Raw genomic sequence first — 13079 nt, 5'->3', positions numbered from 1 at the left:
AGACAACAGCATGGGATTGGGCGATCAGATCCGCCGCCAACTTGCGGCGAAGGCGTTGCAACGCCAGCTCGAACGCGTCTCGGAAGAGGCGAACGAACCGTTCATGCCGCCCGCGGCGGGTGCCGCCGGTGCATTGAGCAGCATGCAGCAGGCGGAGCGAGACAAGCTGTGCAGTTTCACCGAGATGCCCGGGTATCAGCAGGTGGAGATACTTCGCCAGATGAGCGACAAGCTGCAGGTTGCATCGCCGTTTTTCCGCGTGCATGACGGCGTGGCCGGTGCGACAACGCAGATCGGCGGCACCGAGTATCTCAACTACGCGAACTATAACTACCTCGGCTTTGCAGGCGATGCGCACGTTTCGGCACGCGCCAAGCAGGCCATCGACCGCTACGGCACGTCCGCGTCGGCGAGCCGGATGGTGGCGGGCGAGCGGCCGGTGCAACGCGAGCTGGAGCAAGCGCTCGCCGCGTTCTACGAAGTCGACGACTGCGTGGTCTTCGTCAGCGGTCACGCCACCAACGTGACGGTGATCGGCTCGCTGTTCGGCCCGGGCGACCTGATCGTGCACGACCAGCTTGCGCATAACAGCATCGTGCAGGGCGCACAGCTAAGCGGTGCGAAGCGTTTGAGTTTTCCGCATAACGACTGGCAGGCGCTCGACGCCTTGCTGGCCCGCGTGCGCAACGACTACCGGCGCGTGCTGATCGCGATTGAAGGTCTGTACAGCATGGACGGCGACTTGCCGGATCTTGCGCGCTTCGTCGAGATCAAGCAGCGCCATGCTGCTTTCCTGATGGTCGACGAGGCGCATTCGCTCGGTGTGCTGGGCGAGCGCGGCAAGGGCATTCGCGAGCACTGTGGGTTGCCGGGCGATGCCGTCGATATCTGGATGGGGACGTTGAGCAAGACGTTGGCGGGCTGTGGTGGCTTTATAGCGGGCTCGCAGGCGCTGATCGATATCCTGCGCCATCTCGCACCTGGCTTTCTCTACAGCGTCGGACTCGCGCCGACCTTGGCAGCAGCCTCGCTCGCGGCGCTGGAGCGCCTGATCGAAGAGCCGCAACGGGTCGCGTGGCTGCGTGGGCGCGGCCATCAGTTTCTCGACGAGGCACGCCGCGCAGGCCTCAATACTGGTACGAGCGCCGGTTATGCGGTGGTGCCGGTGATTACCGGTAGTTCGTTGAAGGCCGCGCAGTGGGCCAACGCGCTGTTCGAAGAGGGGATCAACGTGCAGCCGATTTTTTATCCTGCGGTAGAGGAGAAGGCGGCGCGTTTGCGCTTCTTCGTCTGCTCGACCCACGAGCCGGAGCAAATCAGCCGGACCGTCGCTGCGCTTGCGCGCCTGGCACGCTAGGCTGAAATTCGCTATGGATACCTATCAGCACATTCGTGTGGCGCCGGCGCCTAAGCAAGATGCGCTTGCCCTGACGTTTCGGCCGGCGCGCAAGAGCGATGCCGAAGTCTGCGCGCCACTGGTGTTCGCCTCGGGCGTACGCGAGTTTGGCTTCTTCCTCGGCGAATCGTCCGAGGTTTGCATCGCGTTCCTGCGCTTTGCGTTTGCCTCGGATGGTGGCCGCTTTTCGTGGCGGCGTCATCGGGTAGCCGTGGCGGCTGACGGAGCGGTGGTCGGTGTCATGGCTGCGCACGACGGGCGTTCGATCCTGCTCGACGATCCGCATGTCGCCATGATGTTGCTGCGCTTCTTCGGCGCGCGCCGCACGGTGAGCATGTTGCTGCGCGGCCTTGTGCTGGAGAGCGAATTGCCCGCACCGAAGCGTGCGCAGACACTGATCGCGCACTGCGCGACGCATGAGACGGTGCGCGGCACGGGTGTGTTCAGCGCGCTGTTCGACGACGCGTTGCGTGCGGGCGTGCCGGGCATGGCGACCGATCGAGAGATCGTGCTCGATGTGCTGCTCAGCAATACGCGAGCGCGGGAGTTGTACCGGCGCTTGGGGTTTGTCGAGTTGCCGCGGCCGCGCGAGCGTTCGAGAAAGTTGCCGCAGGAACTCGCATCGGTGCGCATGCGGCTCGAATGACGCTGCGCGCGCACAGCGTGCATCTCATTCACGCTCAGAACCGGTACGACACGCCGATCTGCACGGTGGGGTACCAACGGTAGGGCGAGACCTTCTGCTTGAGTTCCTGCAGACCGGTGGCGGCGATATCGCTGCTCATCGCCGGGCCGGCGAGACGCTCCAGCGTCGGCGATAACGTGTACGACACCTGCGGTATGCCGTAAGCGACGCCGAGGTCGGCGATAAATCCCAGGCCGCGTGCGGCAGACTGGTGCCCGTAGCCTATACCGAGGTAGGGCATCGCCGTCGGGTAGCGTACTTCCGCGGTGGCCGATTCGCCCGGATACGCGGGATACAGCTTGCCCTGGAATTCGTACATGCCGTTGCTGGGAGTAGACACGGCGGTGAGATGATCGTCGGTGAGGCGCAGGCCCCCGGTCAGGCGAAAGCCGCTAGCCGACCACGGGAAGAAGTCGCCGTAGACACCGCCTTGCCGAAGGTGGACCTCGTCCTCATACAGATTTCCGCCAATCGTGAAGTTGTGTGAGAAATTGAGTCCGTTGAAATCGGCATGGAGTCCGAACGATGGATTGACATTTAGCGCCGCGCCCAGCCCTACACCTTGTGTCCCGCCTTGCAAGAAGACCTCCTGCGCGCAGACATTCCCGGCCGAAAGGCTCGCGTACAGAATCCATATTGCCTTGGCGTTGCCCATGGGCGTCCCCCGTCCACCAGCAGGATTGACGCTGCCGGTTACGCTCGCGCTTATACCCGTTTCTATCGTTTCTACCAGGGACCTGGCGATGACGGCGATCCGGTTATGGGTCAAGTTATCGAGGGGGCTAGACGCTGTCTGTGGGGTGTCGCACTCATGCATGTCCGTCATTCTTCAGACAAAGACATGGCATATCTACCGTGATGGTGTACTCTGGGTTGCAGGTCTTGCCACTGTGAAAGAGGCGCCTATGATTTCGCTCACCCAAACCCCTCACGTACCTGGCGAGTTCACCATCCGGCCGATGACACCGGCTGAGATCGCACTCGCGCTCGACTGGGCCGCAACCGAAGGCTGGAACCCCGGCAAGCATGACCCGCAGTGCTTTAGAGCGGCCGATCCGGGCGGCTTTTTCATCGGCATACTGCGGGGCGAACCGATTGCCTGCATCTCAGCGGTTGCATACGACAATGCCTTCGGCTTCATTGGCCTTTACATCGTCAAACCCGAATTCCGCGGTATGGGGTTCGGCTTGCGCATCTGGCAACACGCGATGGCCTATTTAGGCAAGCGCAATATCGGTCTTGATGGGGTTGTCGCCCAACAGGCGAACTACAGGAAGTCGGGTTTTAAGCTCGCCTACCGGAATATTCGCTTTCAGGGCGTGATGACAGGCGAAACCCATGCCGACGTGAAGGAGGTAGCCACGCTACCCTTTGAGCAACTGCTTGCCTATGACGCACGCTTCTTCCCTTCGCGGCGTCCGGAATTCCTCGCGCAGTGGGTGGGGCAAGCCGACGCGGTTGCGTTGGCGGTCGTCTCCGAAGGCCGCATCAAGGGCTACGCTGTCCTGCGCGCGTGCCGGGAAGGGTGCAAGATCGGCCCGCTCTTCGCGGATGACGAGCACATTGCCGGGCACCTGCTTGGCGCACTGGCCGCCAGATTCCCTGGGCAACTTATTTCGCTCGATGTTCCAGAAGCCAACCCGGCCGCTGTCGCGTTGGCCGAGCGGCATGGCATGACCCGGATCTTTGAAACGGCGCGGATGTACACGAGGGAGGCGCCCGCGATCGAACTCGAAGGGGTGTTCGGTGTGACTACGTTTGAACTGGGTTAGTGATTAAATGTGAAGTGCCGGGCATGTTTCCAATAGCGTCGCCTTGCGCACCATCATGCTGAAGCGACGCCACCCGGTGCTGTCCCTCTGTTTCCCACTGTGCTTCCCGCAATGCAGCGAGGCCGAACATGGAATTCCTCACGGTAGCAATCGTCAAGTCCGAAGCGACCAACTTCGTCCTCGGGCAATCCCACTTCATCAAAACAGTGGAGGATCTGCACGAAGCAATGGTGGGCACGGTGCCGGGCATAAAGTTTGGTTTGGCCTTCTGTGAAGCATCGGGCAAACGCCTCGTGCGTCACTCGGGCACCGACGCCGGCCTCATCGAGCTGGCGTGCCAGAATGCCATGGCCATCGGCGCGGGCCATAGCTTCGTCATTTTTCTGGGGGATGGCTTTTACCCCGTCAATGTTCTGAACGCGATCAAGGCCGTGCCCGAGGTATGCCGGATCTTCTGCGCCACCGCGAATCCCACGCAGATTCTGCTCGCCGAGACTGATCAGGGGCGCGCTATCCTCGGTGTGGTCGACGGCTCCGGGCCGCTCGGCGTGGAGAACGCAGAGGACGTTCAATGGCGCAAGGATCTGTTACGCGCGATCGGCTACAAAGCGTAGGCGCTGAGCAAGGTATGGAGTCGATGATCCATGCCGATCAGCACGTTCCCGACGTTAGTTGGTTTTTTCCATGATTCTCAATTCCTTTCGCTCAAGCAGAGGAGGCGCCAAGCGCCGGTATCTCGCGATATGCTCGGTGCTCAAGTGGTCGTCCAGTGCCTTCCTGCTTTCCCAAATCTCATAGAAGGCAAAAGTGCGCGGGTCGGCCAAATCCCGATGCAGGTCGTAGCGGATCATGCCTGCATCAGCCGCCGTGGGCGCGATGAGACTAGACAGAAGATCCGCCAATTCGTTTTCCTTACCAGGTTTTGCTACGTTGATTGAGATGACGACGATTTCCGACATGAGATATTCCTGAAGATTAGTTTTCGACGGTCAGATTGCCGCTTATGAGGTACACGGCGTTGACTACCGCGTGGGTATTCTTGAAATAAATAAAGCCACACTTTAAACTCGCATGCCCGTAATGCAGAAATGCTGCATCGAACAAAGGCGATTTATGAACTGGGACGATACCCGGGTATTTCTGGCGGTACATCGCTCGGGGACCCTACGCGAAGCGGCTGCGCTTCTCAATGTCGACCAGGCGACGGTGGGGCGGCGGCTGACAGCCCTGGAAAAGGCCCTCGGGGCCAAGCTGTTTCTGAAGACATCGGCGGGATTCGTCGCGACGCCCGTTGGCGAACACTCGCTGCGGGCGGCAGAGGAAATGGAACGGGCGGCGTGCGAGTTCGAACTGCAAACGCGGGGCGCGGACGGCCGGCTCGAAGGTGAAGTCCGTGTAACGACAACCGATTCGCTGGCGATGGATTTCGTGGTGCCGGCGCTTCAATTGCTGCGGACCCGCCATCCGGCGATACGGGTCATATTGTCCACTTCAACACAAGTGTTCAACCTGACGAGGCGCGAGGCCGATCTGGCGGTCAGAACCGTGCGGCCCGATAATCCCGAGCTCATTTGCAGAAGACTCGCCCAATGGGACGTGGGCCTGTATGCAACCCGCGATTATCTCGATGCCCACGGTGAGCCCACGCCGGGAGACGCTTTCGAAGGACACGACCTGTTGATCTATCAGCCGTCGATTACCAGGAATCAAGGGGATTCGCTTTGCGGCGAATCGATGGCCAAAGGGCGTGTCGTCGCCGAGTTGAGTTCCAGTCTGATGCTGGCCACCTCCATTCGCGCGGGGCTGGGTATAGGCGAATTGCCCGTGTATATGGCGCAAACAGATAGCTCCCTGGTCCGCATCTGGCCCGAAAAGACACGCGCTGCGCCCTATGAGGCGTGGCTCGTGTCGCACACGGATCTGAATCGCGCGGCCCGCGTGCGGGCGGTGATCGACGCGATAAGCGATGCGTTCGATCGTTATCAGTAACGCCGGCACGACGCAGGGCCCGATCTTTGTCCATTACCCTCTTTGCAGCACAAGCCGTTTTCTGGCTGCGTGCCAGCGTGGAACGATAGCGAATGCGGCAACGAAGGCGAAGAGTGGCAACGCCGCGGCCAGTACGTGACTTCCTGTTCCAAGCAAGCCGCTTGACGTAGCCGCTGCGAGCGATGCGCTACCGATCTGGAAGAAGCCGACAAGTCCGGATGCGCTCGCCGCCCGGCCATGCTCGCTCGCGATCGCGCCGGACACCGCGAGAGACAGTGAAGAACCGTTCGAGAGGCTGATCAGGAACATCGGAAGCACGATCGCAAACACGCTCTTTACGTGCAATAGCTCTAGCGCAACGAATGCCAGGCCCCCGCTCACGAAGCAGGCCACACCGATTACCACGATCCCGTCATACGAGATTCGATCGAGCAGGCGCCGGGAGACCACGTTCGCGAGAATGATGCCCGCCGTGAGCGGCAGGTACAGCCACCCGCTTTGCGTTTCGGAAAATCCAAGACCGGAGAAAATAAACGGCGATTGCGTCAGGTAGACGAACCATGAGCAGTATATGGCGCATACGACGACCGTATAGCGTACAAAGGCGCGATCCATCAGGACCGCGAAAAAGCCTGCGAAGGGATTGATTCCGCCGCGACTCTCGACAGTAGCCGCTTTGGTTTCCTTGAGAAGGAACTGGACCAGGCAAAAGGCGACGGCGCCGAATCCTGCGACGAACAGAAAGTCGGCGCGCCAGCCAAACCAGACAGCCAGATATCCGCCGACTGCGGGAGCCAGCGCAGGGGACAGCGACACCAGCGGATAGACGATGCTATAGACCTTGGCGGACGTCTTCTTGTCGCAGGTATCGGCGATGATGGCGCGGCCGATCACCAGCCCCGATGCAGCGCCCAACGCTTCCAGCATCCGCCATCCCAGGAAGCTCGTAAAGCCGCCGGCATGTGCGCATCCGATCGATCCGGCGATGTACAGCAGTATCCCGAACGACAACACGGGTTTGCGGCCCCACCGATCGGACAGCGGGCCATAGAACAGTTGCGTCACTGCCAAAGCGATCAGATACGCGGACACCGTTTGCGGCATTTGCCACGCGCCGACGTGGAACTCGTGCGCCATATCGGGCATCGCGGGCAGGTAGACGTCCGATGCAATGAGGCCGAATGCGCTCAGCATCGACACCACGAGAATCAGCGAGAAGTTGGACATTTAAGCTTGAGGTTGTGGATGAGGCGATTCGCTGTGGGCGCCCAGGCGCAGGCGAATCAACCGCAATAGGAAGGCGAGGCGTGATCATAGAACGGGGTTCCTCGTGTGGGGACGTGTGAACATGCACGGCTGCCATGCAGTTTTGCTGCTGCGCGCCGGCAGCGGTGTGGATCGTCGGCTATGGTGTACTCTAGGTTGCATGCTTTGCCGCCGAGACTGGCGGCGGGCTGCTGCGAGAGGCGCCCATGATTTCGTTGACTCCAACTGAGGCTGCTGTGACCCTATCGAGCCGTGGAACCTCTACTTCTTGACCCCGGAACCCTGTGGCCGGCCATCCTGCGTCAAACGGAGCACGCGCTGCGTTGTGGCGCACTGCGGCCGATCGACACCACCCAGGCGCTGATCGAAGAGGGCGGCGTGCGCTTCATTGTCCGCCAGGTTTCGAGTCTCGCCCGCAAGGAAGAAGCGCGCCAGACGAGCAAAGCCAAGGCGGCTGGCGATCACAGTGCGTTCAATCCGTTCCTTCCTTATGACCCAGACCTTTTCGTCGCCGATCTCTCGGACACGCACGTTGCCTTGCTCAACAAATTCAATGTCATCGACCACCATCTCCTGATCGTCACCCGTAGTTTCAAATCTCAGGAAGCGCTGCTCGACCTGGCAGACTTCGCGGCACTGGTCGCCTGCATGGCCGAGTTCGATAGTGTGGGTTTCTACAATGGAGGCGCAGAGGCAGGAGCGAGTCAACCCCATAAGCATCTGCAGATGGTGCCCCTACCGCTTGATGCCTCAGGGGCGCCACTGCCCATTGAGTCCGTTCTTGCTCACGCACGCATGGAAGGTTCGACTGGAACGATACCTGCGTTGGACTTTCGCCATGCGTTCGCCCATCTCGACCTCGGGCCTTCCGGCTCGCCACATGCAGCGCAGACGGTCTTCGATTGCTACTGCGCGTTGCTCAAAGCCGTCGGCCTGCAGGCGATCGAGGTGAACGGTGAATTGCTCCAGTCGGCGCCCTATAACCTGCTTGTCGCACGCCGCTGGATGTTGCTTGTGCCGAGATCCGCCGAGTATGTCGAGGGCGTTTCGGTGAACGCGCTGGGTTTTGTGGGATCGCTCTTCGTGCGCAACGCCGCACAGATGCAAGTCATCCAGACGCTTGGCCCGATGACGCTGTTGCAACGCGCCGCAGTTCCATGCGTCTGAAGTTCGGCGTGGGCGTCACTCGGGGACGACAGCACTGCCGCCCAGATACGCTGCCCGCACCCGGTTATCCTGCGCCAGTTCGTGGGCCGACCCGGCGAGCGCGATACGGCCGCTTTCCAGCACATAGGCCCGATGTGCGATGCGCAGCGCCTGGCGCGCGTTCTGCTCGACAAGGAGGACGGATGTGCCTGCTTTGCAGATATCGGAGATCATGCCGAAGATCACGCGCACCAGCTTCGGCGCCAGTCCCATGGACGGTTCATCCAGCACGACGATACGAGGCCGCAACATCAAGGCACGCGCGATCGCCAGCATCTGCTGCTCACCGCCACTGAGCGTCCCAGCCAACTGGCTGCGCCGTTCGCCGAGGCGTGAAAAAGTTTCGTACACCTGCGCGATGCGCTGTTCCAGCACCACGCTCTCGCGCCGGATCAGATAAGCGCCGAGCCGGAGATTCTCCTCGACGGTCAACGCCCCGAACATGCGACGCCCCTCCGGCACATGCCCGAGACCCAGCGCCACGATCTGGTGGGCGCGCAAGCCTGTGAGCTGCTGCCCGGCCAGCACGATCGCTCCCGCGCGGGGGCGAATCAGGCCGGAAATGGCACGAAGCGTCGTAGTCTTTCCCGCTCCGTTGCTGCCGAGCAGCGCCACGATCTCGCCCTCGGCGACCTCCAGCGAGATGCCGTGCAGCACTTCGACGGTTCCATAGCTCACGTGCAGATCGCTTATTTCTAGGAGTCCCACAGCGATTTCTCCCCAGCAGGATCGTCGGCTGCTTCGTCCGCGTCGGCCGTCCCGAGATAGGCGTCGATCACACGCGGGTCGGCCTGGATCTCGGCTGGCGTTCCCTCGGCAATCAGGATGCCGTGATCCATGACGATGATCCTGTCCGACACGCTCATCACCAGCATCATGTCGTGTTCGATCAGCAGTACGGTCACGCCCAGATCCCGGATGCGCCGGATCAACTCCATCAAGGCATGCTTTTCGGTCGGGTTCATCCCCGCCGCCGGCTCGTCGAGCAGCAGCAGGTGCGGGTTGCTGGCGAGTGCGCGGGCAATCTCCAGCCGGCGTTGATCGCCATACGGCAGGTCAGCGGCACGCTCGCCTGCGCGTGCCGCGAGGCCGACAAAACCGAGCCAGCGCAAACCTTCCGCCGCGTGCTCCGCTTCCTCGGCGCGAGCGGAGGGCAAGGCCAGCAGTTCGGCGACGAGCAAGGTATGGAGTCGATGATCCATGCCGATCAGCACGTTCTCGAAGGCCGTCATGTTGGCAAACAGGCGGATGCCTTGAAAGGTGCGGGCCATGCCGGCATGGACGATGCGATGGGGCGCGCCGCCGGCCAGCGACGTTCCGCGCCACAACACCTCGCCGCCGGTCGGGCGGATCACGCCGGTGAGGCAGTTGAACACCGTTGTCTTGCCGGCGCCGTTAGGACCGATCAAGCTCAGGATCTCGCCGTTGCGCACTGTGAAACTGATCCCGCCGAGTGCCTGTACGCCGCCGAAGCGGCGTTGCATGCTGCGCACCTCGAGCAGGACTTCGCCGGCGACATTCTCGCGGGGGCGAAGGGTTTCGGGACCTCCGGCGTCCCCGGCACCCCCGGCACCAATAGGCGGTAGTGTCACCCGGCGCAGCGGCGCCGGCCACAGCCCTTGCGGTCTCGCCAGCATCAGGATGACGAGCCCGATCGCGAAAGCGAAAATCCGCCAGAGGTTGAGAAAGCGCAGCATCTCGGGCAGGCCCGCAACGATGACCGCGCCGAGGATGACGCCCGGAATGCTGCCCCGGCCGCCGAGTACGACGACGATCAAAATCGTCACGGACTGCAGATAGGTGAAGCCGGTCGGGTCGATGGTCCCGAAGCGCGCGGCGAACAGGCTGCCTGCCAGACCGCCGATCAATGCGCCCATCACGTAGGCGAGCATTTTGACACGCAGGGTCGGCACACCGACGGCTTCGGCAGCCGACTCGTCCTCCCGGATACTGGTCCAGGCGCGCCCGAGCCGCGATTTGCCGAGCCGGATGGCAAACCCCAGCACCAGCACGAGGAAGGCGATACCGAGTTCGTAGACCGCCCGCGGCGAACTGATTTCATAACCGAACAGACTCGGACTCTCGATGCCGTAGATACCGTTGGGCCCGCCCGTAATGTTCAGATTGGTGGCAACGATGCGTGTGATCTCGCCGAACCCGAGCGTGACGATGGCCAGATAGTCGCTGCGCAGGCGCAGGGTAGGGTAGCCGATGACAATCCCCGAAGCACCGGCAAACGCGAGGCTGAACGGCAGCGTTTCCCAGAACGAGAAGTGCAGCAGCGTTTCCAGCAACGCCGTGGTGTAGGCGCCAATCGCGAAGAAGGCGGCGTAACCGAGATCCAGCAAGCCAGCATAACCGACGACGATGTTCAGCCCGAGGCCCAGGATCGAATAGGTGGCGATGGTCAGGCCCACATCGACGAGATAGTTGCTGGCGACGGCCGGCAGAGCTGCGGCGGCGACCAGCAGCGCGACGCCGGCGGGGCGAGACCAACGCGATGCCGCCTGCACCGTGCTCATGATGGGCTACATTCTCTCGACGACGCGTTCGCCGAACAAACCGGTCGGCTTGATCACGAGTACGCCGATCAGTACGCCGAACACGAGCACATCGGTCCACCGCGAGGAAACGTAGCCAGCGCCAAACGACTCGAGCAGGCCGATCAGGATGCCGCCAGCCATCGCACCCGGGATATTGCCGATACCGCCGAGTACCGCCGCGGTAAACGCGCGCAGGCCCAGTACGAAACCCATGAAGAAATTGATCTGCGTGTAGTAGAGCCCTTCCATGACGCCTGCTACGGCGGCCAGCGCGGAGCCGAGGAAGAAGGTGAGCTGGATCAGCCGCTCGACATCGATGCCCATCAAACGCGCTGCGTCCTGATCGATCGCCAGCGCGCGCATCGCAGTGCCGATGAAGGTGCGGTGAACGAAGAAATACAGCCCGAGCATCAACGCAAAGCTGGCCACGATGATGCCGATCTCGGCAAACGTGATCTGCACACCGTCGAAAACCAGTCCTGCCTGGCTGAGCACGTGGGGATAGGTGTTGAAACCGGCGCCGTAGAGCAGCAGCACGCCGTTTTCCAGCGCCAGCGAGACGCCGAGCGCGGTGATCAGAATCGACAACCGTGGCGCGCGCAGCAGCGGCTGGTAGGCCACCCGCTCGATTGCGAGCCCGAGCGCGCCGGTGACCACCATCGCGACCACGAGCGCGATCAGCAGCGCCAACGCCAGCGGCAAGTGCGCTGCAGCAAGCACCGTCAGACCGGTCCAGCCGATGAACGCCCCCACCATGAACAGATCGCCATGCGCGAAGTTGATCAGCCGGATGATCCCGTAGACCATCGTGTAGCCGAGGGCGACGAGCGCATAGAACGAGCCGATCGTCAGCCCTTCGACAACAAACTGGAGGAAGGTGCTCATGGCGGGGCGGGCCGAATCGGGCCTGGAGCGGGCCTATTTCATCGCCATCCAGTGTCCGGCGGCATCTTGCCTCTGGTAAGGCGCGAAGTTGTCGCCGTGAACGATGATGGTGATGTACACCGCCACGCTGCGGTCACCCTTCGGGTTAAAGCCGATCGTCCCGGTCGCGCCCGGGTAGTTCGTGATCTTGTGCAGGGCGGCCGTGATCGCGGCAGGCGTCGACGACTTCGCGTCTGCGATCGCTTTCGCCGTCACGCCAACGGCATCGTATTCGTAGACCGAATACGGCCCCGGCCCTTGCCCATAGGCCTTTGTGTAGTCGTCCACGAAGCTGTGCGCGCCGCTCAGGAACTGCGCCAGCGGCGCTGTGGTGATGATCATGCCGTCGGCCGCCGGGCCGGCTGTCTTCATCAGCGTGGGGTCATTGGTGCCGTCGCCGCCCATCAAGGTCATCTTCAGCCCCAGTTGCCGGGCCTCCTTGACGATCAGCCCTGCCTCGGAGAAGTAGCCGGTGTAGTAGATCACGTCTGGCTTCAGCGAGGCGACGTGAGTCAGGGTTGGTGAGTAGTCCATCTGACCGGGTGTGATCGCATCGTCATAGACGACATCGACACCGTCCTTTTTCAGGGCTTCCACGGTGTTGTCGGCGAGGCCCTTGGCATAGGTCGTATTGTCGTTGATCACCGCCGCACGCTTCACGTGTAGCGAATTTTTCATGAAACTCGCGGCAAACGGCCCCTGCTCGTCGTCACGGCCAATCGTCCGGAAGACGTTGTCGTAGCCCATCTCGGTCAGCTTGGGATTGGTCGACGCGTCCAGCACGTAGGGAATCCCGGCGCGATGAAAGGTCGTCAATTCCGGCAGCGCCGCACTGGAACAGTAACCGCCGGCCACGGCGACCACGCCTGCGTCCACCAGCTTTTGCGCCGCCTGCACGGCCGTCTGTGCGTCGCAGGCGTCGTCCTCGGGCACCAGCTCGATCTGCATGCCGAGCACGCCACCTGTCGCATTGACCTTGGCGGCGGCAAGCTTGGCGCCATTGAGAATATCCGTGCCGGCATTGGCGGAGCTGCCCGACAGCGGCACGGGTACGCCGATCTTGATGGTCTGGCTTTGCGCTGAACTGGGGGCGATGCCGGCGAGCAGGGCCAGGGCGGCCGATGCCGCGATTGCTGTTTGCCGCAACGTACGAGCCGCGCCGGGCGAGCCATTCTTCTGATCAATCATGTTGGTGACTCCTTAATTATTGTGAAAGGGATCGACGGGATCCGCCACCCGGATCGACCGGCGACATCAGAAAATGTTTGGAAACGTAGGTTGCATGCGAGTTGAATCGG

The 13079-nt window shown here is 62.0% G+C and carries 13 protein-coding genes; 6 read left to right on the top strand and 7 right to left on the bottom strand.

Annotated elements, in window-relative coordinates; translation table 11 throughout:
- Positions 1–10 precede the first annotated feature (10 nt).
- Positions 11–1357: an aminotransferase class I/II-fold pyridoxal phosphate-dependent enzyme gene (locus BLQ92_RS23885; RefSeq protein ID WP_090687134.1), complete on the top strand. Its 1347-nt coding sequence runs from the start codon at positions 11–13 to the stop codon at positions 1355–1357.
- Positions 1358–1370: 13 nt separating this feature from the next.
- The gene (locus BLQ92_RS23880; protein WP_090687132.1) at positions 1371–2042 is read left to right on the top strand and encodes a GNAT family N-acetyltransferase; all 672 of its coding nucleotides are present in this window, start codon (positions 1371–1373) and stop codon (positions 2040–2042) included.
- Positions 2043–2076: 34 nt separating this feature from the next.
- On the opposite strand, the gene BLQ92_RS23875 is transcribed toward BLQ92_RS23880, so the two are convergent.
- The gene (locus tag BLQ92_RS23875; RefSeq protein ID WP_090687130.1) at positions 2077–2736 is read right to left on the bottom strand and encodes a hypothetical protein; all 660 of its coding nucleotides are present in this window, start codon (positions 2734–2736) and stop codon (positions 2077–2079) included.
- Positions 2737–3040: 304 nt separating this feature from the next.
- On the opposite strand from BLQ92_RS23875, the gene BLQ92_RS23870 reads away from it, so the two are divergent.
- Positions 3041–3853 (top strand): GNAT family N-acetyltransferase, encoded by an 813-nt coding sequence (locus BLQ92_RS23870; RefSeq protein WP_090687223.1) that lies wholly within the window; start codon positions 3041–3043, stop codon positions 3851–3853.
- A gap of 128 nt (positions 3854–3981) precedes the next feature.
- Positions 3982–4467 carry an adenosine-specific kinase gene (locus BLQ92_RS23865; RefSeq protein ID WP_090687128.1) on the top strand — a complete coding sequence of 162 codons (486 nt, stop codon included), beginning with the start codon at positions 3982–3984 and terminating at the stop codon, positions 4465–4467.
- Between the two features lie 54 nt (positions 4468–4521).
- On the opposite strand, the gene BLQ92_RS23860 is transcribed toward BLQ92_RS23865, so the two are convergent.
- On the bottom strand, positions 4522–4812 hold the full coding sequence (locus tag BLQ92_RS23860; RefSeq protein ID WP_090687126.1) for a putative quinol monooxygenase: 291 nt from the start codon (positions 4810–4812) through the stop codon (positions 4522–4524).
- A gap of 154 nt (positions 4813–4966) precedes the next feature.
- Between BLQ92_RS23860 and BLQ92_RS23855 the strand changes: the two genes are divergently transcribed.
- On the top strand, positions 4967–5842 hold the full coding sequence (locus BLQ92_RS23855) for a LysR family transcriptional regulator (RefSeq protein ID WP_090687123.1): 876 nt from the start codon (positions 4967–4969) through the stop codon (positions 5840–5842).
- A 33-nt stretch (positions 5843–5875) separates the two neighbouring features.
- Here the strand turns inward: BLQ92_RS23855 and BLQ92_RS23850 are convergent, their stop codons facing one another.
- Positions 5876–7069 (bottom strand): multidrug effflux MFS transporter, encoded by a 1194-nt coding sequence (locus tag BLQ92_RS23850; RefSeq protein ID WP_090687120.1) that lies wholly within the window; start codon positions 7067–7069, stop codon positions 5876–5878.
- Positions 7070–7360: 291 nt separating this feature from the next.
- On the opposite strand from BLQ92_RS23850, the gene BLQ92_RS23845 reads away from it, so the two are divergent.
- A complete protein-coding gene (locus BLQ92_RS23845) occupies positions 7361–8275 on the top strand; it encodes an ATP adenylyltransferase family protein (protein ID WP_090687117.1) in 915 nt (304 codons plus the stop codon).
- 15 nt (positions 8276–8290) lie between these two features.
- On the opposite strand, the gene BLQ92_RS23840 is transcribed toward BLQ92_RS23845, so the two are convergent.
- From BLQ92_RS23840 to BLQ92_RS23825, 4 genes are read right to left on the bottom strand one after another with little or no spacing between them, the layout of a single operon-like run.
- Positions 8291–9022, bottom strand: a complete 732-nt coding sequence (locus BLQ92_RS23840) for an ABC transporter ATP-binding protein (protein WP_090687114.1) — start codon at positions 9020–9022, stop codon at positions 8291–8293.
- Positions 9010–10836: a branched-chain amino acid ABC transporter ATP-binding protein/permease gene (locus BLQ92_RS23835; RefSeq protein WP_090687112.1), complete on the bottom strand. Its 1827-nt coding sequence runs from the start codon at positions 10834–10836 to the stop codon at positions 9010–9012. The genes BLQ92_RS23840 and BLQ92_RS23835 overlap by 13 nt, the downstream gene beginning before the upstream one ends.
- Before the next feature lie 6 nt (positions 10837–10842).
- Positions 10843–11742 carry a branched-chain amino acid ABC transporter permease gene (locus tag BLQ92_RS23830; protein WP_090687109.1) on the bottom strand — a complete coding sequence of 300 codons (900 nt, stop codon included), beginning with the start codon at positions 11740–11742 and terminating at the stop codon, positions 10843–10845.
- Between the two features lie 33 nt (positions 11743–11775).
- A complete protein-coding gene (locus BLQ92_RS23825) occupies positions 11776–12969 on the bottom strand; it encodes a branched-chain amino acid ABC transporter substrate-binding protein (protein WP_090687106.1) in 1194 nt (397 codons plus the stop codon).
- Between the last annotated feature and the right edge of the window lie 110 nt (positions 12970–13079).

Source organism: Paraburkholderia phenazinium, assembly GCF_900100735.1.
GTDB classification, from domain to species: Bacteria; Pseudomonadota; Gammaproteobacteria; order Burkholderiales; family Burkholderiaceae; genus Paraburkholderia; species Paraburkholderia phenazinia.
This window is presented reverse-complemented; position numbering and strand designations above follow the sequence as displayed.

What these genes read in the sequence shown, in the direction of transcription:
- BLQ92_RS23885 (WP_090687134.1), top strand. Translation starts at nt 11, where the DNA reads ATGGGATTGGGCGATCAGATCCGCCGCCAACTTGCGGCGAAGGCGTTG.
- BLQ92_RS23880 (WP_090687132.1), top strand. Translation starts at nt 1,371, where the DNA reads ATGGATACCTATCAGCACATTCGTGTGGCGCCGGCGCCTAAGCAAGAT.
- BLQ92_RS23875 (WP_090687130.1), bottom strand. Translation starts at nt 2,736, where the DNA reads ATGGGCAACGCCAAGGCAATATGGATTCTGTACGCGAGCCTTTCGGCC.
- BLQ92_RS23870 (WP_090687223.1), top strand. Translation starts at nt 3,041, where the DNA reads ATGACACCGGCTGAGATCGCACTCGCGCTCGACTGGGCCGCAACCGAA.
- BLQ92_RS23865 (WP_090687128.1), top strand. Translation starts at nt 3,982, where the DNA reads ATGGAATTCCTCACGGTAGCAATCGTCAAGTCCGAAGCGACCAACTTC.
- BLQ92_RS23860 (WP_090687126.1), bottom strand. Translation starts at nt 4,812, where the DNA reads ATGTCGGAAATCGTCGTCATCTCAATCAACGTAGCAAAACCTGGTAAG.
- BLQ92_RS23855 (WP_090687123.1), top strand. Translation starts at nt 4,967, where the DNA reads ATGAACTGGGACGATACCCGGGTATTTCTGGCGGTACATCGCTCGGGG.
- BLQ92_RS23850 (WP_090687120.1), bottom strand. Translation starts at nt 7,069, where the DNA reads ATGTCCAACTTCTCGCTGATTCTCGTGGTGTCGATGCTGAGCGCATTC.
- BLQ92_RS23835 (WP_090687112.1), bottom strand. Translation starts at nt 10,836, where the DNA reads ATGAGCACGGTGCAGGCGGCATCGCGTTGGTCTCGCCCCGCCGGCGTC.
- BLQ92_RS23830 (WP_090687109.1), bottom strand. Translation starts at nt 11,742, where the DNA reads ATGAGCACCTTCCTCCAGTTTGTTGTCGAAGGGCTGACGATCGGCTCG.
- BLQ92_RS23825 (WP_090687106.1), bottom strand. Translation starts at nt 12,969, where the DNA reads ATGATTGATCAGAAGAATGGCTCGCCCGGCGCGGCTCGTACGTTGCGG.